Genomic DNA, 18,626 nt, shown 5'->3' on the forward strand with positions numbered 1-18,626 from the left:
TGCACTTTGCACTTTCGCACTTTCACGATAATTAGCGTCAATAACTCAAAAAAGCACTTGACAAAACGCTTCATGGGGTAAGCCGGAGGACATCAAGCCGTACATGGACCCGGAGTTCTCGAACAACGTCATTCTGACGCAGACGGAGTTCCTGACCATGAACAGCCGTCCAAAGCAGCCGAAATACGCCCGCAACAAGAACATCCCTGTCATCGGCGGTTCCGGCTCAGGCAAGACGCGCTTTTTTGTGAAACCAAATCTGATGCAGATGCACAGTAGCTACGTTGTGACTGACCCGAAGGGTACGGTGCTGGTGGAGTGCGGCAAAATGCTTGAAAAGGGCGGCTACGTCATCAAGTCGCTGAACACCATCAATTTCAAGAAATCCATGCACTACAACCCATTCGCGTACATCCGCAGCGAGAAGGACATCCTCAAGCTGGTCAATACGATCATCGTCAATACGAAGGGAGATGGCGATAAGTCCGGCGAAGATTTTTGGGTGAAGGCGGAAAAGCTCTACTACACAGCTCTCATCGGCTACATCTGGTACGAGGCACCCGACCACGAGAAAAACTTTACTACCCTGCTCGAAATGATCAATGCCTCGGAAGCCAGAGAGGACGATGAGACCTTCAAGAACCCAGTGGATGTCATGTTCGATGAGCTGGAAGCCCGCGATCCTGACCACTTTGCGGTTAAGCAATACCGCAAATACAAGCTGGCGGCTGGTGTTGTATGCTTTAGGAGACTTCTTAATCAGTCGATTGGGAAGTCTCCTAAAACATATACCACAAAGAAAGGAGAAACCACATGGACACAAGAATGATTACTGCCCTTTACGAGCGTTTAAGCCGTGACGATGATGTTGAGGGCGAATCTAACAGCATCCAGAACCATGATGTAATGTATAGAGGGTGGATTACACCAAAAAACATTACATCATGACTGGCGGCTCATTTGTGGCGAATGAAAAGACAGTTATGATAAAGGAGGGATGCCCTCAAACCTACCGTAACTGTCAACCACATTCCCACGAAAGGAGCCTTGTATGGAACTGACTTACACCAAATGCGGCGACTATCTCATTCCCGACCTTGTGTTATCGGACACCAAAGAGTACCATATCGGGAAATATGGCCGGTTGCGCCGTGCCTACTTAAAAGAACACCGGCCCATTCTGTATACCGATCTCATTGTCACTGAAAAGTTGTTTCCCCACTTGGAGGAAATCGACATCGCCTGCCGGGAGCGGCTGGAAATCATTGAAAAAGCCATGATGCAGCAAGAGGGTGTCACGGAAACCCTGAAAACTGCCGACCAGATGGTATGGGTGCGCTCCATGAACTCCATCCACAACAGGGCCGACGAAATCGTCCTGGCTGAACTGATCTACTGTTGAGGGAGGGAACGCCATGATATTAGAAGCCATGTATAACGGAGAGTTTTATCCCTGTAAAACCGTTGTTCCCACATCCCCGGAATACCGCAAGGCAGTCCAAACCTGTGCAGCGTTGATGGAGCAGTTATCCCAGCGGCTCAGCAAAGAGGACTATGCGCTGGTGGAGGAACTTCGGGCGCAGAACGCTATCGCCCAATGCGAGGAAAGTGAGAGCCATTTCAAGTATGGCTTTTCGGCAGGGCTGATCGTCCAGCAGGAAGCCCATGAACAGCTGCAAAACAAGAAATAAGCGATGGCCGAAAAAGCCCACGCAGCCGGAAAGAGACCGGTGGCGTGGGCTTTCTGTGTATATGGTTATTCTGTCAAATCATCCAGATCATCCGAAGTTTCCGCAACCAGCCGGTCAAAGTCGCTCTGATAGGTTCTGTCCTGCAAAACCCGGAACTTTTCAAACTCTTTCTCGGCAAAGGCTTTGGCAATGGCAGCGGTCACCTTGCCTTTATCGTGCAGAATATCTTCCTCGTTGAACTGTAAAAATGCGTCAAGCCGTTTGACCCAATCGGCCATATACATGACATTTCCCCGGCGGGCCTGCCGTTCCGCATAGTCCAGATACATGGTGACGATCTCGTTCAGGTTTCGCATTTCCGTTTCGTTCAGATAGTTTTTGGCGACGGTGACATCCGATTTACGGATGCGGCCTTTGGGGGCGTTTTTCCATGTGGTCAGCCCCATATTGGGCTTGGTGCTGTCGGCACGCCCATATACGATCTCGGCGGCGGTATGATGAGTGACCGCATAGTGGAGCTTGTTCTGCACCATGGCGAAAAACTCCTTTGTGATGGGGCTTTCCACATCGTAGTCGGCGCTGCACTGGGAATAGATGTCCGTGATTTTCTGGTAGAATCTTCTCTCGCTGGCTCGGATGTCCCGGATACGTTCCAGCTGTTCCTCGAAATAATCCTTGCCGAAAAAGTTCTCCGGCTCCCGCAGCCGTGCGTCATCCATCACATAACCTTTGATGATGAACTCTTTTAACACCCGGTTCGCCCAAATGCGGAACATGGTCGCTTTCTTGGAGTTCACACGATACCCCACAGCGATAATGGCGTCCAGATTGTAATAGTTGGTCTGATACCGTTTTCCGTCCGCCGCAGTTGTTTCCATTTTGGAAACAACTGAATCCTCGCTCAGTTCTCCGGATTCAAAAATGTTTTTCAGATGCTTGGAAATGGCCGCTTTCTGCACCTCGAACAGCTCTGCCATTTTTGCCTGCGTCAGCCAGAGGTTTTCCTGAAAGAGCAGGATTTCCACCCGCACCTCTCCATTTTCGGTCTTATAAAAGAGGATTTCTCTGGTTTCATACGGGGTCAGCCCCTGTTCCTCGCTCATTCTTCGTCACCTCCATCCGTCCGGTTCTTTCCCCGGCTCTTGTAGACATTGTACTGATTCTTGCACCGTGGGCTGCAAAAGGCGGCGTTGGACCGGCTGCCCAGGAACACCTTCTGGCAGTGCTTGCACAGGCGCAGGGGCTGGTCACCGTCCACCAGCATGAAGCTGAACATCATCTGGATACCCAGCAGCAGGGAGTGAAAATCCCAATAAATAGTGGGCTTATCCAGCAGTTCGATGTGGTAGCTGGGGGCGATCCCACCGAACGCAGCCATGGCCTTGCGGTACAGCCCCCGTGCGTCCTCGTCGATGGAATCATAGTCATTGTAGTACAAAATGGCCGTGGTCAGCGTAAAGGCCCAGTCCTTAAGCTGCTGGGCAACCCAGTCGTAGGGTTCCGCATATTCCCGCTGGAAGCTCATGTTTTTCGCCATCGGCTCGTCCATGAAGGTCATGGTCAGGGCAATCATCGTCCGGTCACCGGACACATTCCAGGAGGATTCAATGCCGTTCTTCACCAAATCCAGCTGGTCAAAGGGGTAAAACAGGGACAGATATTGGTCCGTCGCCATGGATTCTTCCTTGATGAAGTGGTTTTTCGGAAGGTACACCGCCTCATAATCCATAAAGGACGGCGTGGTGGGCAGGGCGGTCATCAGCCCCAGCAGGCCGTACCGGGTGATAAACTCCATCACCGCCTTTTCCACTTCTGCTTCCGGCTTGCGTCCCATCATCAGCATCCCCACATTCAGGGCATCCAGCACAATGTTGGGGACCTCTTTCAGCGGATTGTAGACATCCGGCTTTGCGCTCTTGCCGGGGGTGATATACCGCTTGCCATCTTCCGCTGTTTTCAGCTCGTAATGATCGTACCGCACCCAATGGGAACGGGACTGTTCAAATAAATTTTTCATCATACACGCCCTTTCTCCTTAATCGTCCCAATTATCAGGGGCGGTTTTTCTTTTTTCTGCGCTTGGTCTTGTTCTCCCGCCGGATCACGGCGTCCTTGCCCTGTTTCCTTGCAATTTTCGAGTATTCCTCCAAAAACTGGCGCTCCCGCAAGGTCAAGCTGCCGCCATGCTCCTGCTTGCCACACAGATGGTCATACATCCGGCGCTGCAATTTTTTGTGGATGGTTTTCCGCAGCTTGCGGATATTGCGGTCAGACTGCCCACGGACAGCGGCAAGCCGGGTAGAGCTGTATAGACGCAAAGAGAGGAAATACAGAACTTCCTTGCGTTCTTCGCTCAGTTCCTCCACCATGCGGGAAATAAAGGGATCAGCGGTCAGGTTGTGCATCTCATAGGGACAGTCAAACAGGATGTCCAGAAAGTTCCCGGCCATCAGCTGCCGGTATGTGGGGTTGTTCATCCAGCGGGGAATGAGTTTCGGTTCCGGCACCGCCTGATATTCCAGCGGCACATCCCCACGAAGGTTTTCGTGGTCCCGTTCCCGGCGCTCCCGGTTCCGGTCCAGCTTGTCCCATTCCCCTACGACAACCTGGAAGTCCTTTTCGGTGCGGGCCGCTTCCTCCAGCCGCCGTATGGCCTCAGCCCGCAGCTCCCGTTTCAGTCGCTTTTCGCTGACCGGGGCGGCTTCTTCTTCCTCGGTTTCCAGTTCGGCATCATAATCGACGGGATGCTCGTCCTGCTCCAGCTCATTTTCCAGCTCGGCCAGACGTTCTTCCGCAAGCGCCTGTTCCGGCGTTTCCTCTGCCGCACCGGTGCCTGTCCCATCGTCCCATCCGGTGAAGCCACCCTCGGTATCCAGAAGCTCGTCATCAGACAGATACGCCATGACCTCACCTCATTCAAAAAATATTTTGCGATTTTTCAAAAATGGTTCCGTTTTGCACCCCGGATTTCTCCTATTAGTGAAAGAGTAATCTAAAAACAAGTTACTTGGGTTACAACGACTCGTTCACGCAGGAGAAAGGGGGCTTTCGCCATGTTCAGGCTTGACGCAAAAAAGAAGTAACATAATCGCAGGTTACAGGCAACGGAACTATAACAACAGTATACACCGGATGCGCCGAAAGCGCAAGAAAGAGAGGTTCTATGGCAGATAAAAACGCCGTGTTTCTGACCCGGCACATTGGCAAGACCACCTATAAAGTTCGTGTCTACCTCAGCGAAACCGCCGAGGAAACGATGGAAGATAAAATTCTGCGGCTGATCCGCAATGACGGGCTGGCAAACCAGCCGGAATGTGGTATAATGGAACTGCCACAAATGAGCCGTCCGTCTGAAAGGAGCGCCTGATATGGCAAACAGACAGACGGAAGAAAAAATCACTGCGCTCTATGAGCGCCTGTCCCGTGACGATGACCTCACGGGTGACTCGAACTCCATTCTGAACCAGAAACGTTATCTCGAAAGCTATGCAGCACAGCGGGGCTACACCAATATCGTCCACTACACAGACGATGGGTGGTCCGGCGGCAACTTTGACCGTCCCGCATGGAAGCGCCTTGTGGCGGACATCGAGGCGGGAAAGGTGGCCCACCTGCTGTGTAAGGACCTAAGTCGGATTGGCAGAAACTACCTGCAAACCGGCTTTTACACCGAGGTAATGTTCCGACAGAATGGGGTTCATTTTGTTGCTGTCGCCAATAACATTGACAGCGAGGAACAGGACAGCGGCGAGTTTGCGCCCTTTCTTATCCGTCTGCAACCTCCTATGAGCGAGGAACGCCGACGAAAAGCAAGTGAATACGCAAAACAGAATGGCTTTAATGCAAAAGCCGACAACGACTAAGGAGGACAACACTATATCCTTCTTTCATTGTGACACCTCACCCTATGTATTTTCTGTGTGCCAGCTTGACATTTTGCTGTTTGACCATAGCGTAGTGCATAGTCGTGTCGATTTTCTGATGCCCTAAGAGCTGCTGGACTTGCTCTATGGGCATTCCTTTGTCTATGGCTGATGTTGCCAATGTTCTTCGGAACTTATGTGGATGGACACGAGGCAAATGTAGCCTTTTTCCCAGCTCTCGAAGCCGTCTTTCTACACCGCCGATCTGCAAACGGTCGTGCGGTGCAGTCAAAGAGACGAATAACGCTGAACAGGTGTCTGTGCGGCTTTCCAGATAGTTTTGGAGATGGATTTTTGTCCTGGCATCGAAATAAACGATCCGTTCCTTACTCCCTTTTCCGAAAACAACGCATTCCCGTTCATTGAAGTTGATGTCATCGCGGTTAAGGGCAACCATCTCACCAACACGCATTCCAGAGGACGCAAGAAGGTCTATCATCGCAAGATCGCGGACATTGCAGCAGTTGTCCCGCATGATTTCCAATGCCTCGTCGGTGTAAGTTTCCTTGATCACTTTTGCTGTTTTTACCTTGTGAATCCGGCGCACCGGACTTTTCACGATGTAGTCCTCGTCTTCAAGCCACGAAAAGTAGCTGGACAAAATGCGGCGGATATTATCTATTGTGACCTTGCTTGACTTACGGTTTGCCTGATACTCTGTTAGGTACTTTCGCAAGTCCTCAGTTACGATCTCTTGTGGTTCTTTGTCAATGCCGGATACCACTGACCGAGGTACAGGAGGATTTGAAGAAGCTGCGGGACATCCGCTACTGGGTACGGAAAGCCACACCCGGCACAGAGGAAAGCAAAGAGCCGCCCAAGAAGCAGCCCATCAAAGAAGTCTTGCAGGATAAGACTGACGAGAAAAAAGCACAAAGAACCGCCCCGGCACAGGAGAAACACAGACAACAGGATATGGAACTTTAACAGGCACTTGCCATTTTCAATTAGAGAATGTCAGGTGCTTTTCTTATTTTCAAGGAGGGATAGATTTGAATGTATTCGAAGCTGTGAAGCAGTCCGTCACAACAAGACAGGCTGCGGAGTATTATGGAATCCATGTAGGTCGGAACGGGATGGCTTGCTGCCCGTTCCATAACGATAAAACCCCAAGCATGAAGCTGGATCGGCGTTACCATTGCTTCGGCTGCGGTGCGGATGGGGATGTGATTGATTTTGCCGCCGCCCTGTATGGGCTGGGAAAGAAAGAAGCCGCCGTACAGCTGGCACAGGACTTCGGGCTTTCCTATGAGGACTGGAAACCGCCGGGAAAGGTAAAAAAGCCCAAGACCCGGCAGAAATCCCCGGAGGAACAGTTTCAGGAAGCAAAGAATCGCTGCTTCCGTATTCTTGCCGATTATCTCCATCTGCTGATGGCATGGAGAACGGACTACGCCCCGCACTCCCCGGAGGAAGCCTTTCATCCCCGGTTTGTGGAAGCCTTACAGAAGCAAGCCCAAGTGGAATATCTGCTGGATGTGCTGCTGTTCGGGGAAACAGAGGAAAAAGCGGATTTGATTACGGACTACGGAAAGGATGTGATACAGCTTGAACAGCGAATGGCAGAACTTGCAGCCGCAGACGCAGCAAGAACTAAAAAACACTATGAACGCCATGCAGCCGCCCCAGAGCGTTGAGGAAATCAAGGCGGGGCTGGAAACCACCGAGAAAGGCGGTGTCCGTCAGAGCATACGGAACTGCCTGACCGTATTCCAACGTGACCCTCTGCTTTCAGGGGCTATCGCATACAACATCCTGACTGACCGCAAGGACATCATACACCCGGCAGAGCGCCCAGGCAGAGCTGGAGCGCGTGTTCGACGCACAATATCGTCGCTCCCCGCAAGGTTCTGCAACGCCATTCAGGTAATGAGGCGACGCCATGAACAAAAAGGATGTCTGCGCAACAAAAGTGGCTTATGTGCGCTTCACGGAAGATGATTTGGCGGATCTGGATCGTCAGGTCCGGAGGGTTGGCGCACCGTCAAGAGGCGCGTATATTCGCAATCTGGTCAAAAAGATTCGCCCCGTTGAGCTTCCACCAGCAGACTATTTATCCCTGCTGGACGAGCTATCATCCCTTCGGCACAGTATCGATACTTTGGCAGCGCGAGCCGCTGAAGGTGGAACATCTACTCTTAATCCGGTGGAATATTATACATTGTCCAGCCTTACAGCGTTAACACTCCAAAAAATTCGGCTTGCGGCGTTACCGCAGCAATATCAATTACCGGAGGATATGATCCATGAAAGAATCGATTATTGACCGCACCTATGTGTGCTTAAAGCTGATTGATATGCTCTACAAGAAGGGCCTTGTCAACGAGGCAACCTATCTGAATGTCAAGCAAACCTATCCGCAAAAGTGAACACTTTTCCGGCAAGTTGTCAAGGATATCAGGCCAGCGTCCGTATCATTGCTGATTCTGTTGTTTTCGGGTATTCTCGCCTTGTCAGAACAAATCAGAAGCCATAAAGGAGGAAGATGCTATGTACAATATGTCTCCGTACTCATTGTCCCGTTCTTTCCGGGACAAACCCTGCCGGGCAGTTATATATGGCCGTGCCTCAACAGAACACGAGGCCCAGGTCAAAGCCCTTCAGAATCAGATGCAGTGGTATGATGATGTTGCTCGATTTCATCCTCAGTGGAATGTTATCAACCGCTACATTGACCAAGGTATTACCGGAACTCAGGTCTATAAGCGGGATGCCTTTATGCAGATGATGGAGGATGCCAAACAGCATAAATTCGATTTGATCGTCACTCGCGAGGTCTGCCGCTTCGCCAGAAACACGGTAGATGCACTGGTCTGTGTTCGCCAACTCGCCGCCATGGGAATTGAAGTCTATTTTGTGAATGATAACATTTGGACTCTTGACGGTGATGGCGAGCTGCGACTGACCATTATGGCTACTATGGCACAGGAAGAAAGCCGCAAAATCAGTGAACGCTCTCTTGCAGGACAACGGGTCAGCCGCGAAAAAGGCGTCCTCTATGGAAACGGGAACATTTTCGGATATACTAGGAACAAACTCACCAAGCAGTTCGAGATTGATCCCGATCAAGCGGAAACCGTAAAAATGATTTTTGACCTCTATGATTCCGGTATGGGTGAAACCTTGGTAGCAAAAGAGCTGACCCGCCTTGGACGCAAAAACGGGGTGGGTAAGGTCAAATGGGATGCTGGGAAGGTATCAAAAATCATCAAGCGTAAAAACTATTTGGGGTACACAGTTTACTGTCAGTCCTATTCCAACAACTATTTGGAGCAAAAACGGATCAAGCGCGACGAGAGTGAGTTCGTCTATGTAAAAGGCGGTTTTCCTCAGATCATTTCAGAGGAGCAGTACGAGCGGTGTAACGCCATTCGTCGCAGCAGGACCAAACGGCTGACGGATGAAAAAGGCCGCACGCGGAGTTTTGGTGTTCAGCAGGCTCAGAATGTATGGGGCAGAAAAATGAGGTGTCGTTGCGGTTCTCCCATGCTTCGACATCGTTGGAGAACCAATAATGCAGGAAAGCCTATCTATGGATATGAATGCAAACGACACCATGATACGCCCTGCATCCGCCTTCAGAATGAACAAGGCAATCCAACACCTATCTGTGAGATCAAGCCGGTTGGACAAAGCAAGCTGGAACTGATGGCCTCCAAAATATTTGAGAGGGTATGGGGAGACCAAAGAGAAATCGTCCTCCAGACCTGCAAAATGCTGGATGCTTGCTACAAGCCAGACGCAGATCGTCGAGCAGATTTGATGAAAGCGAAAGATGATTCTATTCAGTTGCTCCAACAACAGCTGGATGACTTGGTTGTGGTCCGTGCCCGTGGAGAGATTGAGCAGGATAAGTTCCTCCAGCGGACCATAGAAATTCAGCAGCAGATGGAGGCCCTTCGTCAGAGCAAAGCTCAAATTGCTTCAGAGGACTACAATCCCGGACACCTGGATATGGAAGCCATTGAGGCAGCGTTGTGCGAAGCAGTTGAAATGCATGACGGTCTGGTAAGCGAGGATTTCATTGATCTCTTTGTTTCACAGGTTACACCACTGTCTGATTCCCGCTTTGCCTGGTGCTTGGACTTTTCTCCGCAGCCCACAGTTGCCTTTCTGAATTTAGCCGGGCAGAGGAAGTACACGACCTGCTCTATGGATAGTAAATTACACTTTGGTCCTTTTGCTGATGAGGAGGGGCACACCATCCCTTTTCCGGGCAGCCTGCGTCGGTGAGCTGCCCGGACAGCTCTAATTCAAAATGTACATCGTTATATACACAAGGTATGTACGGCGCAGGCTCGTGTGAAGGAGCTTGGCATGGCGTAATCGCCTGTTCAGCAAGAGAATAATAAAGAGATTGTCCTGCTTCCGTTTGTGCTGTTTGCGCAAATGGGGGCAGGACATTTCTGCACGCGGGATGTTTCCCGGGAAATCGGATGTGTCCGTCAAAATGATTACAAGTAAGTGAAGCAGACCTCTTTTGTGTTGACAGAATGGTTTTTTACCTCGTATAATAAGACAAATCATACTATTGGAGGGCGTCCTATGAAACGAATCCCATTGGCGTTGCTGGGCATCTCGCTGGCCGGTGTGCTGGCGCTCAGCGCGTGTTCCTCAGCCAATCAAACGGCAAGCACGGACACGACCGGACAGAACGTAACCGATGCGCAAAGCGACAGCGGACAAGCCGCCGAGCAAACCGGTGTGCTCAGCAGTTTTTCGGCGACCGATTTGGATGGCAATACCGTCGATCAGTCGGTTTTAGCGGATTATGATTTGACCATGGTCAATGTATGGGCAACCTTTTGCACGCCCTGCATCGAAGAAATGCCTGCTTTGGGCGAACTTGCGCAGGAATATGCCGATAAAAAGGTGCAGATCATCGGCATGGTCTCTGATGTGCTGAATACAGACGGCACGATCAGCGAAGAACAGGTGGAAACCGCCCGCGACATCGTGGAGCAAACCGGCGCAAACTACCTGCATCTGCTGCCTTCCGTGGATCTGTACGGGGTTTTGGGGCAGATTGCCGCTGTGCCGACCACGTTTTTTGTCGACAGCGAAGGCGCGCAGGTTGGTTCGGCCATCATCAGCGCGCAGAGCAAGGAAAACTGGGCGCAGACCATCGACGCCATGCTCGCTGAGGTGCAGGCATGAGCTTTCTGCGCCGTAATCGCGCCGCCGTGATTACATTGGCGGTTGCCGTATTGTTTCTTGCGCTGGGCGTACTGCGCGAAGAAACGCAAATTGTATTCCGCAAGGCGGTCAATATCTGTATGGAGTGTATCGGCCTTGGGTAAGCTGCGCGGCCATGTCCGCACACTGGTACAGCTGCTTTTTGCTGCCCTGACAAACGGTTACGCCGCCGGTTTTGCCAATGGCAGCATCTATAAGGGAGAGAGCAAGCTGGTTTGTGTGCCGGGCCTGAATTGCTATTCCTGTCCGGGCGCGCTCGGCTCCTGTCCGATTGGCTCCTTTCAAGCCGTCATCACCAGCCGCACCAACAAATTCACCTTCTATGTGATCGGATTTCTGTTGTTGTTCGGCGCGTTATTGGGCAGAGTGGTCTGCGGCTGGCTCTGTCCGTTTGGATTGGTGCAGGATCTGCTGGATAAGATCCCCTTTCCTAAAAAGCTGCGCCGCCTGCCGGGTGATCGTGTGCTCAAATACCTCAAATACGTCATCCTCGTCGGGTTTGTCATTGTCCTGCCGCTGACCGTACTGGACATCGTAGGGCAGGGGCAGCCTTGGTTCTGTAAATATGTCTGCCCATCCGGTACATTGTTTGCCGGTGTTCCTCTGATTGCATCCAACCCGCCGCTGCGCGCGGCGCTCGGCTGGCTGTTCACGTGGAAGGCGGCCATTCTTGTCGTGCTTCTGGTGCTGAGCGTGGTGGTATACCGCCCGTTTTGCCGCTACTTATGTCCGCTCGGCGCGATTTACGGCTTTTTCAACCCAATTGCACTGTACCGTTTTCGTATCAATGCGGAAAAATGCACCCGGTGCGGCGCCTGCCAACGGGCTTGCAAGCTGGATATTTCAGTGTGGCAAACGCCAAACAGCATGGAGTGCATCCGCTGCGGCGATTGTCGGCACGCCTGTCCGCATGGTGCGATCGAAACAGCAAATCCCTGCCATGCACGGCAAAAAAAAGACGCTTGAATTGTCCTGCATGTATTTTTTCCACGGAGTCGGATAAAGATAATTGTCAACCGCTGTTTCATCGTGGTATAATAGGGATACCATTTACTTCAACGCATCACACCAACACGCAAATCTTTAGGGGGAATTTTCTTGACTGCTGTATATGCCATTCCGGTATCCGCCGTGAATCCGGACGACAGCGCATCTCGTGCCCGTTTATCCCGCGGCCGTCTGGAACAGCTGGACCGACGCCACGGGGCGGCCAGAGCGCAGGGCTTTGCGGCATCACTTTTGCTGGAATATGCGGTTTCACAGCAGTATTCATGGGTGGTTCACCCGCTTGCCATTTCGATTGCCGAAGGCGGGAAACCGTATCTGGTTTCCGAACCCGGCATCCATTTCAGCTTGTCGCACTCGGGCGACTGGGCGGTGTGCGCAATCAGCGACCATCCGGTCGGCGTGGATATCGAGCGCTGCGAGCCGGGTCGGCGCGATGTCGCCTCCCGCTTTTTTCACCGCGAGGAGGTGCGTTACCTCAATACGGTTTTGCCTTCCGCGCGGGATGAGACATTTTATAAGCTGTGGACGCTCAAGGAGAGTTTTGTCAAATCCACCGGACGCGGGCTGGATTTGCCGCTGCGCAGCTTTTGGGTCGACATTCATCGGATGCCGCCGCGGCTGGATTGTGACGAGGTCACCGGAAGCTATTCGCTTTTCCTGCCCGAGTTTGCCGACCGCGACTACTGTCTTGCGGTATGTGTGGAGCAGGCGAACGCAGAGCAGCCGGTTTTACACATCATGAACTAATGTCTCCCAATAAAAAAGGACGATGCCTGTCGCATCGTCCTTTTTCTTACGCTTTTTTCTGTTCGTATGCCGCGCGCACGGCGGTTGCAAGCTGATCCGAGCAGCTGGTTCCTCTGCCGCCGCACGAAATGCCTTTGAAATACCCCTCGATTTGCTCGACGGTCATGCCCTCCACAACACGGCTGATGGCCTGCAAATTGCCGTTGCAGCCGCCTTGAAAGGAGACGTTGTGCACCGTATCTCCGTCCAAATCGAAGGAAATCTGCATTGGGCACACGCCGTGCGGCTTATAATCGAAATGCTGCATGTTCGCTCCTGTCCTCCTTACAGCAGTGTGCGGATATGCTCCGCCGCCTGCACGAATGTATCCACCTGATGGTATGAGCGGTCGTCCTGTGGCCGCGGCAACCCGGTCCAGTTGAGCCAGACGCCCGCTATGCCGACATCCATCGCACCCTGCACATCATGCCGGAAGTTATCGCCTACCATCACCGCCTCGTGCGGCAGGCAGCCGCATTTTTGCAGCGCCAGCCAGAAGATCGGCGCGCCCGGTTTATCCATGCCCGCCTCCTCGCTGGAAACGAGATAGTCAACGCGGTCCGCAAGACCGAGATATTCCAGCTTTTCCATCTGGATATCCGCCAGCATATCCGTGCAGACGGCGGTCTTGACGCCGGCTTGCCGCAGATCGTCCAGCAGCTCGGTCACGCCCGGACGCAGCTCCATTTTTTCCAGCACCGCGTCCCAGTAAACCCGATGCGCCTTGCGCGCATAGCGGATGGCGTTGCAGCCCAGCCGCTCGAGCGCGCCCTGCGCGAACAGTACGCGGTCATGTACCGGCGGCATGCCGGGCTGTTGCCGTCCCAATCGGTAGCGGTTGACGCGAAACGCCTGTGCAAATGCCTCGCCGGAGATGCCGAGTTCTTGTTCCGCCCAGACGGCGAGCCGCTCATACGCATAGGCATCACACGCGCCGAAACTGCTGTACAGCGTATCATCCAAATCAAAAAGTACCGCTTTTAGTCGCATAAATCCCTCACAAAAGTTTTTCGTTATATACCGCGCGGCTGCCGCCGACGAACTTGGCGCGACGGCGTGCGCAAAGCAGGATAGCCTGGCCAATGTGCTTGACCGCAATGCGCAGCGGCACGACAACCGGCTTGATGTGCATGCCAATCAGCGTGCCGCCGATGTCCATGCCCGCGGATGCGGACTGCTTGAGGCTTTCCACCGCGACCGGGTCGGCAAACCGCTTGTAAGCGGTGGTTCCGAACGAACCGCCCGCCTTGGGCTGCGGAATGACGTTGACTTCATCCAGTCCGAACCGTTCGCACGCCGACCGCTCAACGATGAGCGCACGGTTAAGGTGTTCGCAGCACTGCGCGGCAAGATAGATGTCGCGCTCATGCAGTACATCATAAATGCCCGCAAACACCGCTTCGGCTACCTCTAAGCTGGAATGTGTGCCGATTTGCTCTCCGCACACCTCGCTCGATGAGCAGCCGACCACAAACAAATCGCCTGCGCGCAGCTTTGCCGCGTCGCACACCAAAGCTGCCGCCTTGGCGCTCTGTTCTCTGATTTCAGAAAGCTCCATATTTTATGCCTCCTTTGACACTTACAGTATACCACAGTTTATCCATGCTTTCACCGTCTTTTTTCCTGCGGCATACACTGAAATTGAGGCAAGACCTCAAACCGACAAACAAGGAGCAACCTGCATATGAATACGACCAATTCTTCGGGCGATCAGGCGCTGCCTGCGGACAGCATTGATCCCCGTCTGCTTTCGCTTGCCATGGCATTTGTGCCGGCGCAAAGCTTTGATACGCCGTATGAACCCGCGCTGGCCTTCAGCCGCGGTACGATTTTTCCGGCGCTCGATAAGCCCTTCCTCGGAGAGGAGGCCGTTCCGCAATGACCGAACGTGAAAAACTGCTCAGTCGTGTGCGCATGTATGATTTTGCGCTGGTGGACGTTATCCAGTACCTTGACGGCCATCCCAAGAACGCAGCGGCGCTGGCGTATTACAGCAAAATGCGCACAGCATTTGATAAGGCCGCAGCGGAATACGAGGATGCTTTCGGCCCGTTGACCGCACGCGAGGTGGATACTCGTGTCGGCAACTGGCGCTGGATTGACGACCCGTGGCCGTGGGAAGGAGAGGATAACTAATGTGGTCATACGATAAACGCTTACAATATCCTGTTAATATCAAAAATCCCGATCCGCAGACCGCAAAGATTGTCATTACACAACTTGGCGGGCCAAATAGCAAAAACAGATAGCGCGTGCTATCTGTTTCCTATATATAATATTGTATCACAAAAGCGCTGGTTTGGCGATGGAAAATAATTGCCCGGACGAAACCGCGCAGAATATGGTTCTTTTCGGCGGGATCGGTGTCGTCGTCCAGCAGCTTTTTCAGATCCTCCCGATGCGCGGCGGCAAACTCCGCCGGAGAGATGGTCTTGACCGGCGGCGGGGCGCTCTCCTTGAGCGCGGCGATCCGCGCCCCAATGGCTTCCTTGCGGGCGCGGTATTCCGCAAGGGTGTCGATGCCCGCTTCGTAGGCTTCGCGGATGCGCTCGAGCTTTTGCTCCTCGCGGGCGAGCTGCCGGGCGAGCAGGGCGGCGCGGTTATCGCGTTGCAGCCGTTTGCCGTCCGCGGACAGGATGCCAAAATCCAGTCGCTTGAAGTCCTCCCCGATTTGCGTCAGCACGGCATCGGTCAGCTTGTTGATCTGGATGCTGTGTGACTCCGGGCAGCGTCCCCTTGCGTAGTTGTGGCATTGCAGCGACGGCCCGCCCTTGCCGGTCGCGCGGCCTTTCTGCCGCGTCAGCGTCGCGCCGCAGCAGGAGCAATGCACCAACCCCTTGAGCGTAAACGGCTGGCCGTCCTCGCGGCTGTGCTGTTTGTGCCGCCGCTCTCGCTCGTCCAGCAGCAGCTGCGCCTGTTCGTACAGCTCTTTGGAGACAAGCGGCTCGTGCCCGCCGTCCACGACCATGGTTTCCGGGTTATCCCACACGCGATGCGTGCGTCCGGTCGGCGTCCAGCGCACCTTGCCGATATACACCGGATTGCGCAGGATGTATTTGACGCCGCGGTTGTCAATCGGGTTGCCGAAGCGGGTGCGGATGCCCAGCGCGGTCAGGTCGTGCGAGATCTGGAGCAGGCCGCGCCCGCCGACGAAGTCCGCATAGATCTTGCGGACGACCGGCGCAGTGTCCGGGTCGGGGACGTATGCGCCATCCTGCATGCGGTAGCCGATGGGCGCGTAGGTGTTTGGCCTGCCTTGTTTGGCGCGCTGGGTCATGCCGCGCCGCACTTCCTCGGCCAGGTTGATCGAGTAGTATTCGTCCATGGCTTCGATCATGGCTTCGATGATGATGGACATTTTATCATCACCGACCGGCTCGGAGATGGACACGACCTCAATGCCCAGATCGCGGCGCAGCATGGATTTATACAGGATGCTGTCCTCGCGCGAGCGGGCGAAGCGGCTGAACTTCCAAAGCAGAATGACGTCGAACGGTTTGGGTTTGATCTTGGCCGTTCCAATCATACGGTTAAAGGAGGGGCGCTTGTCGGTCGAGCGGCCGCTGATGCCCTCATCGACAAAGATGTATTCATCCGGCACGAGGATGTCATGCGCGCGGGCGTACTTGCGGATTTCGACCAGCTGGGAGGCGGGGGAGTATTCAACCTGATCGTCGGTAGACACACGGATATAGGCCGCGCCGATGCGCAGGTCGGGAGCGGTTGCGGGCATAAAAAGGCCTCCTTTTGTCGAAAAATGGAACATTTGTTCGATTTTGGCGGGTGTAAAAATGCAGACCACAACAAAACAGTGTTCGGTTGTGGTCTGCGGGGAGACGTAAACAATCAATGCGCAACATAAAACGGATCGCTGGTATTGTGAGGCGGTTTGGAAACACAACTGTGCAGCCCATCTATATGCTCATTCAAGCTTGGCTTTATGGTATGCCACATGGGATCAAGCACAAAATCAATCCCTTCCCGTCGGGCATGCTTAGCTGCCGGCACAAAGTCGCTGTCACCGGCAATCAAGATAATTTGATCGACCAAGCGTTTGTATGCCAGTGATGCAATATCCAGACCAATTTTCATATCCACGCCTTTTTGCTGAATATCCAAGTGGAAATCTGCCTCGGTCAAGTCATCCACAGAAATATCTTTTTGGCATAGCTTTTTTACTGCATCAGCATTTAACACATATCCGGCGGTGCTTTCCAGCAATTCGCCCATACGAAGCGCAACTTTACGCTTGGATGCCAACGCGGCATGAAATGCGTTTGTCCATGTGTAGAGGTCTGTTCTCTTGAGCCATACGCTTTTTTGGGTGAGCGGGTGCATGATCGTTTTTTCGGATGGATGACAGTCATAGACGAAGATGCGATATAAGTACTTATCCTCTGCACCGATGCTGCGATCCTTTAAATGCCGTTTGCAGTATTCATACAGTTCGTCCGCGCGTTCCTGTCCGGTTTTGGGGCCGAAAAGGAAGTTGGCTCGTTTTTGATAAAAGGCACTGTCTACCATAATAGCGGTACGGATCATATCTGTATCTCTCTTGCAAATAAAAAACCCTTGGGTTCAACGCTTCCCGGATAGTGGGAGGTTTACTTCCAAGGGCTGGTTTAACAATACAGCATAGCTGCTGTATCATTATAATATGCCCTTGAAAAGCATATGTCAACACGTCAAAAAACGCAAATAAATGCAAATAAAAGCAAAAAACGACACTAAGCTGCAATATCAGTAAAATTAATATTCCGAAAATTGCAAAAGTGAAACACTTTTACAAAATTTAATAAAATTACTTGACTGTTGCGTGGATTTGATAAAATTAGCCAATCTTGTGCAAACATAGTGTTCGGTTGTGGTCTGCGGGGTGTTAATTCTTAATTATGATAGATGCGATGCTCACAATAACATTTGTTGAGCCACCACTTACATTGTTATAAGAAGCAGAACCAACAGGCAGGCTTACAAATGTAATATTATCACCATCGAAAACGTCTATGGCGCCATCGTAAAAAATATAGTGATGATTGGTATAATTCTGATTGATTGTAAGCATTCGGGTTACCGTATGTCCCCATATTGTGAATTCTTCGGTTTGGATAAGCTCCTGATTTTTGAAATAAATCAGTTTATCAAGATAGTCATCGATTGATTTTGATAGGTGCTTGTATTCGATGCTGGAATCCACAAGATTCATTGCTTCAGATTTTGTTTCCTCGGTTGTAGCTGGAAAAATATTTTCATGCGCCTGCAAAAATTCTAAAGTTGTATCATTCAGTTCCAGAGTTTTTTTGAACATTGAGGACGAGTACCAACGAATCATGTTATCGAAGAGTTCAACCTTTGTGGGAACAAACAGTCCATCTTCATACGTACCGACTTCTTGATAATCGGATTCTGGCAAATAGTATCCACCCTGACCAGTTATCGTGCCATCTGTAAACTCACCTTCATAATACCATTCGTCACCAGCTGAGTTTTGTGTCACAAACTTACCTTCGCCAGACGGCTTCCCATCGATCAAAGTGCCTGTAAATTTCCCTTGCTTTTCGACAGGTTCTTGCGGCTCGGTTGCGTCATCATTCCAGAAAGTTAATTGAAGCGTTAAGTCAGCATCTTCTACCTGCTCGGTTGTTGGTTATGTTGGCTGCGAAGTCGCATTCCCGCATCCGGTAAACGTGAATAGCATAATGCCGCATAGCGTGCCAATTGATAATTTTTTCAGGCTCATTTTATATCCCCCTCAAAGATTGACAAAATTAGCCAATCAAGTATAATGTTGTTGGAGGACTGTGTGAAACACTCCATTTTTGCCCGTTCCAGTGCGTCACCACTGGGGCGGGCGTTTTTTTGGTGTCCAATTTGAACACCAATATTTTATCAATGATATGCAATATATTGATTTTGTAGGTTTGTCAAACATATTGGACAGAGAACTCTAAGGGAGAAAACCAACCTAGAGGCCTCATGGGAAAGTTGTTGGAGTGGCGATTATGGATAGCGAGCTGCTTGG

24 protein-coding genes and 4 pseudogenes are annotated in these 18,626 nt (G+C 52.0%); 18 read left to right on the top strand and 10 right to left on the bottom strand.

Annotated elements, in window-relative coordinates:
• Positions 1–64: 64 nt before the first annotated feature.
• The 3 genes and pseudogenes from ACTQ3V_RS09875 to ACTQ3V_RS09885 form a co-directional block, all read left to right on the top strand.
• Positions 65–897, top strand: a pseudogene (locus tag ACTQ3V_RS09875) (type IV secretory system conjugative DNA transfer family protein); the annotation flags it as partial.
• A 154-nt stretch (positions 898–1,051) separates the two neighbouring features.
• On the top strand, positions 1,052–1,402 hold the full coding sequence (locus ACTQ3V_RS09880) for a TnpV protein (RefSeq protein WP_441467350.1): 351 nt from the start codon (positions 1,052–1,054) through the stop codon (positions 1,400–1,402).
• Between the two features lie 13 nt (positions 1,403–1,415).
• Positions 1,416–1,691, top strand: a complete 276-nt coding sequence (locus ACTQ3V_RS09885) for a DUF6809 family protein (RefSeq protein ID WP_441467351.1) — start codon at positions 1,416–1,418, stop codon at positions 1,689–1,691.
• Between the two features lie 65 nt (positions 1,692–1,756).
• On the opposite strand, the gene ACTQ3V_RS09890 is transcribed toward ACTQ3V_RS09885, so the two are convergent.
• From ACTQ3V_RS09890 to ACTQ3V_RS09900, 3 genes are read right to left on the bottom strand one after another with little or no spacing between them, the layout of a single operon-like run.
• Positions 1,757–2,794, bottom strand: coding sequence for a virulence RhuM family protein (locus ACTQ3V_RS09890; protein ID WP_441467352.1), 1,038 nt, complete (start codon positions 2,792–2,794; stop codon positions 1,757–1,759).
• Positions 2,791–3,711: a DNA gyrase inhibitor YacG gene (locus ACTQ3V_RS09895; protein ID WP_441467353.1), complete on the bottom strand. Its 921-nt coding sequence runs from the start codon at positions 3,709–3,711 to the stop codon at positions 2,791–2,793. Before ACTQ3V_RS09895 ends, ACTQ3V_RS09890 begins: the two co-directional genes overlap by 4 nt.
• Positions 3,712–3,742: 31 nt before the next feature.
• Positions 3,743–4,594 carry a sigma-70 family RNA polymerase sigma factor gene (locus tag ACTQ3V_RS09900; RefSeq protein ID WP_441467354.1) on the bottom strand — a complete coding sequence of 284 codons (852 nt, stop codon included), beginning with the start codon at positions 4,592–4,594 and terminating at the stop codon, positions 3,743–3,745.
• Between the two features lie 260 nt (positions 4,595–4,854).
• Between ACTQ3V_RS09900 and ACTQ3V_RS09905 the strand changes: the two genes are divergently transcribed.
• Positions 4,855–5,058 (top strand): transposon-encoded TnpW family protein, encoded by a 204-nt coding sequence (locus ACTQ3V_RS09905; RefSeq protein WP_002595096.1) that lies wholly within the window; start codon positions 4,855–4,857, stop codon positions 5,056–5,058.
• A 1-nt stretch (position 5,059) separates the two neighbouring features.
• Positions 5,060–5,554: a recombinase family protein gene (locus ACTQ3V_RS09910; protein WP_441467355.1), complete on the top strand. Its 495-nt coding sequence runs from the start codon at positions 5,060–5,062 to the stop codon at positions 5,552–5,554.
• Positions 5,555–5,591: 37 nt separating this feature from the next.
• Here ACTQ3V_RS09910 and ACTQ3V_RS09915 read toward each other — a convergent pair.
• Positions 5,592–6,341 (bottom strand): annotated as a pseudogene (locus ACTQ3V_RS09915) (tyrosine-type recombinase/integrase); the annotation flags it as partial.
• On the opposite strand from ACTQ3V_RS09915, the pseudogene ACTQ3V_RS09920 reads away from it, so the two are divergent.
• The 10 genes and pseudogenes from ACTQ3V_RS09920 to ACTQ3V_RS09965 form a co-directional block, all read left to right on the top strand.
• Positions 6,329–6,541: pseudogene (locus ACTQ3V_RS09920) on the top strand (MobQ family relaxase); the annotation flags it as partial. The pseudogenes ACTQ3V_RS09915 and ACTQ3V_RS09920 overlap by 13 nt on opposite strands.
• A gap of 65 nt (positions 6,542–6,606) precedes the next feature.
• Positions 6,607–7,251 (top strand): CHC2 zinc finger domain-containing protein, encoded by a 645-nt coding sequence (locus tag ACTQ3V_RS09925; protein ID WP_002584324.1) that lies wholly within the window; start codon positions 6,607–6,609, stop codon positions 7,249–7,251.
• Positions 7,220–7,399 (top strand): annotated as a pseudogene (locus ACTQ3V_RS09930) (virulence-associated E family protein); the annotation flags it as partial. The gene ACTQ3V_RS09925 and the pseudogene ACTQ3V_RS09930, both read left to right, overlap by 32 nt.
• A gap of 97 nt (positions 7,400–7,496) precedes the next feature.
• Positions 7,497–7,880, top strand: a complete 384-nt coding sequence (locus ACTQ3V_RS09935) for a hypothetical protein (protein ID WP_441467356.1) — start codon at positions 7,497–7,499, stop codon at positions 7,878–7,880.
• Positions 7,861–7,983 carry a hypothetical protein gene (locus tag ACTQ3V_RS09940; protein WP_441467357.1) on the top strand — a complete coding sequence of 41 codons (123 nt, stop codon included), beginning with the start codon at positions 7,861–7,863 and terminating at the stop codon, positions 7,981–7,983. The genes ACTQ3V_RS09935 and ACTQ3V_RS09940 overlap by 20 nt, the downstream gene beginning before the upstream one ends.
• Positions 7,984–8,104: 121 nt before the next feature.
• Positions 8,105–9,847 (top strand): recombinase family protein, encoded by a 1,743-nt coding sequence (locus tag ACTQ3V_RS09945; RefSeq protein ID WP_441467358.1) that lies wholly within the window; start codon positions 8,105–8,107, stop codon positions 9,845–9,847.
• Between the two features lie 312 nt (positions 9,848–10,159).
• Entirely contained in the window at positions 10,160–10,771 is a 612-nt protein-coding gene (locus ACTQ3V_RS09950) for a TlpA family protein disulfide reductase (protein WP_441467359.1), read from the top strand.
• Entirely contained in the window at positions 10,768–10,914 is a 147-nt protein-coding gene (locus tag ACTQ3V_RS09955) for a CD1871A family CXXC motif-containing protein (protein WP_441362012.1), read from the top strand. The genes ACTQ3V_RS09950 and ACTQ3V_RS09955 overlap by 4 nt, the downstream gene beginning before the upstream one ends.
• Entirely contained in the window at positions 10,907–11,776 is an 870-nt protein-coding gene (locus tag ACTQ3V_RS09960; protein WP_441467360.1) for a 4Fe-4S binding protein, read from the top strand. Before ACTQ3V_RS09955 ends, ACTQ3V_RS09960 begins: the two co-directional genes overlap by 8 nt.
• A 132-nt stretch (positions 11,777–11,908) precedes the next feature.
• Positions 11,909–12,565 carry a 4'-phosphopantetheinyl transferase family protein gene (locus ACTQ3V_RS09965; protein ID WP_441467361.1) on the top strand — a complete coding sequence of 219 codons (657 nt, stop codon included), beginning with the start codon at positions 11,909–11,911 and terminating at the stop codon, positions 12,563–12,565.
• A 46-nt stretch (positions 12,566–12,611) separates the two neighbouring features.
• On the opposite strand, the gene ACTQ3V_RS09970 is transcribed toward ACTQ3V_RS09965, so the two are convergent.
• The 3 genes from ACTQ3V_RS09970 to ACTQ3V_RS09980 are packed head-to-tail and all read right to left on the bottom strand — an operon-like array spanning position 12,612 to position 14,162.
• Entirely contained in the window at positions 12,612–12,872 is a 261-nt protein-coding gene (locus ACTQ3V_RS09970; RefSeq protein WP_441467362.1) for a TIGR03905 family TSCPD domain-containing protein, read from the bottom strand.
• A 17-nt stretch (positions 12,873–12,889) separates the two neighbouring features.
• A complete protein-coding gene (locus ACTQ3V_RS09975; protein WP_441467363.1) occupies positions 12,890–13,594 on the bottom strand; it encodes an HAD family hydrolase in 705 nt (234 codons plus the stop codon).
• A gap of 7 nt (positions 13,595–13,601) precedes the next feature.
• Positions 13,602–14,162 (bottom strand): TIGR01440 family protein, encoded by a 561-nt coding sequence (locus ACTQ3V_RS09980; RefSeq protein WP_441467364.1) that lies wholly within the window; start codon positions 14,160–14,162, stop codon positions 13,602–13,604.
• Between the two features lie 126 nt (positions 14,163–14,288).
• Here ACTQ3V_RS09980 and ACTQ3V_RS09985 point away from each other — a divergent pair, with 126 nt between their 5' ends.
• The 3 genes from ACTQ3V_RS09985 to ACTQ3V_RS09995 are packed head-to-tail and all read left to right on the top strand — an operon-like array spanning position 14,289 to position 14,853.
• Positions 14,289–14,486 (top strand): spore coat associated protein CotJA, encoded by a 198-nt coding sequence (locus ACTQ3V_RS09985; protein ID WP_441467365.1) that lies wholly within the window; start codon positions 14,289–14,291, stop codon positions 14,484–14,486.
• Positions 14,483–14,740, top strand: a complete 258-nt coding sequence (locus ACTQ3V_RS09990; protein WP_297274786.1) for a spore coat protein CotJB — start codon at positions 14,483–14,485, stop codon at positions 14,738–14,740. The genes ACTQ3V_RS09985 and ACTQ3V_RS09990 overlap by 4 nt, the downstream gene beginning before the upstream one ends.
• On the top strand, positions 14,740–14,853 hold the full coding sequence (locus tag ACTQ3V_RS09995) for a manganese catalase family protein (protein ID WP_302666192.1): 114 nt from the start codon (positions 14,740–14,742) through the stop codon (positions 14,851–14,853). Before ACTQ3V_RS09990 ends, ACTQ3V_RS09995 begins: the two co-directional genes overlap by 1 nt.
• Before the next feature lie 17 nt (positions 14,854–14,870).
• On the opposite strand, the gene ACTQ3V_RS10000 is transcribed toward ACTQ3V_RS09995, so the two are convergent.
• From ACTQ3V_RS10000 to ACTQ3V_RS10010, 3 genes are all read right to left on the bottom strand, one after another.
• Positions 14,871–16,337, bottom strand: a complete 1,467-nt coding sequence (locus tag ACTQ3V_RS10000; RefSeq protein WP_441467366.1) for a recombinase family protein — start codon at positions 16,335–16,337, stop codon at positions 14,871–14,873.
• 113 nt (positions 16,338–16,450) lie between these two features.
• A complete protein-coding gene (locus tag ACTQ3V_RS10005; protein ID WP_441467367.1) occupies positions 16,451–17,146 on the bottom strand; it encodes an NYN domain-containing protein in 696 nt (231 codons plus the stop codon).
• A gap of 337 nt (positions 17,147–17,483) precedes the next feature.
• The gene (locus tag ACTQ3V_RS10010) at positions 17,484–18,137 is read right to left on the bottom strand and encodes a hypothetical protein (protein WP_441467368.1); all 654 of its coding nucleotides are present in this window, start codon (positions 18,135–18,137) and stop codon (positions 17,484–17,486) included.
• Between the last annotated feature and the right edge of the window lie 489 nt (positions 18,138–18,626).

The organism is Candidatus Agathobaculum pullicola (assembly GCF_052117205.1).
GTDB classification, from domain to species: domain Bacteria; phylum Bacillota; class Clostridia; order Oscillospirales; family Butyricicoccaceae; genus Agathobaculum; species Agathobaculum pullicola.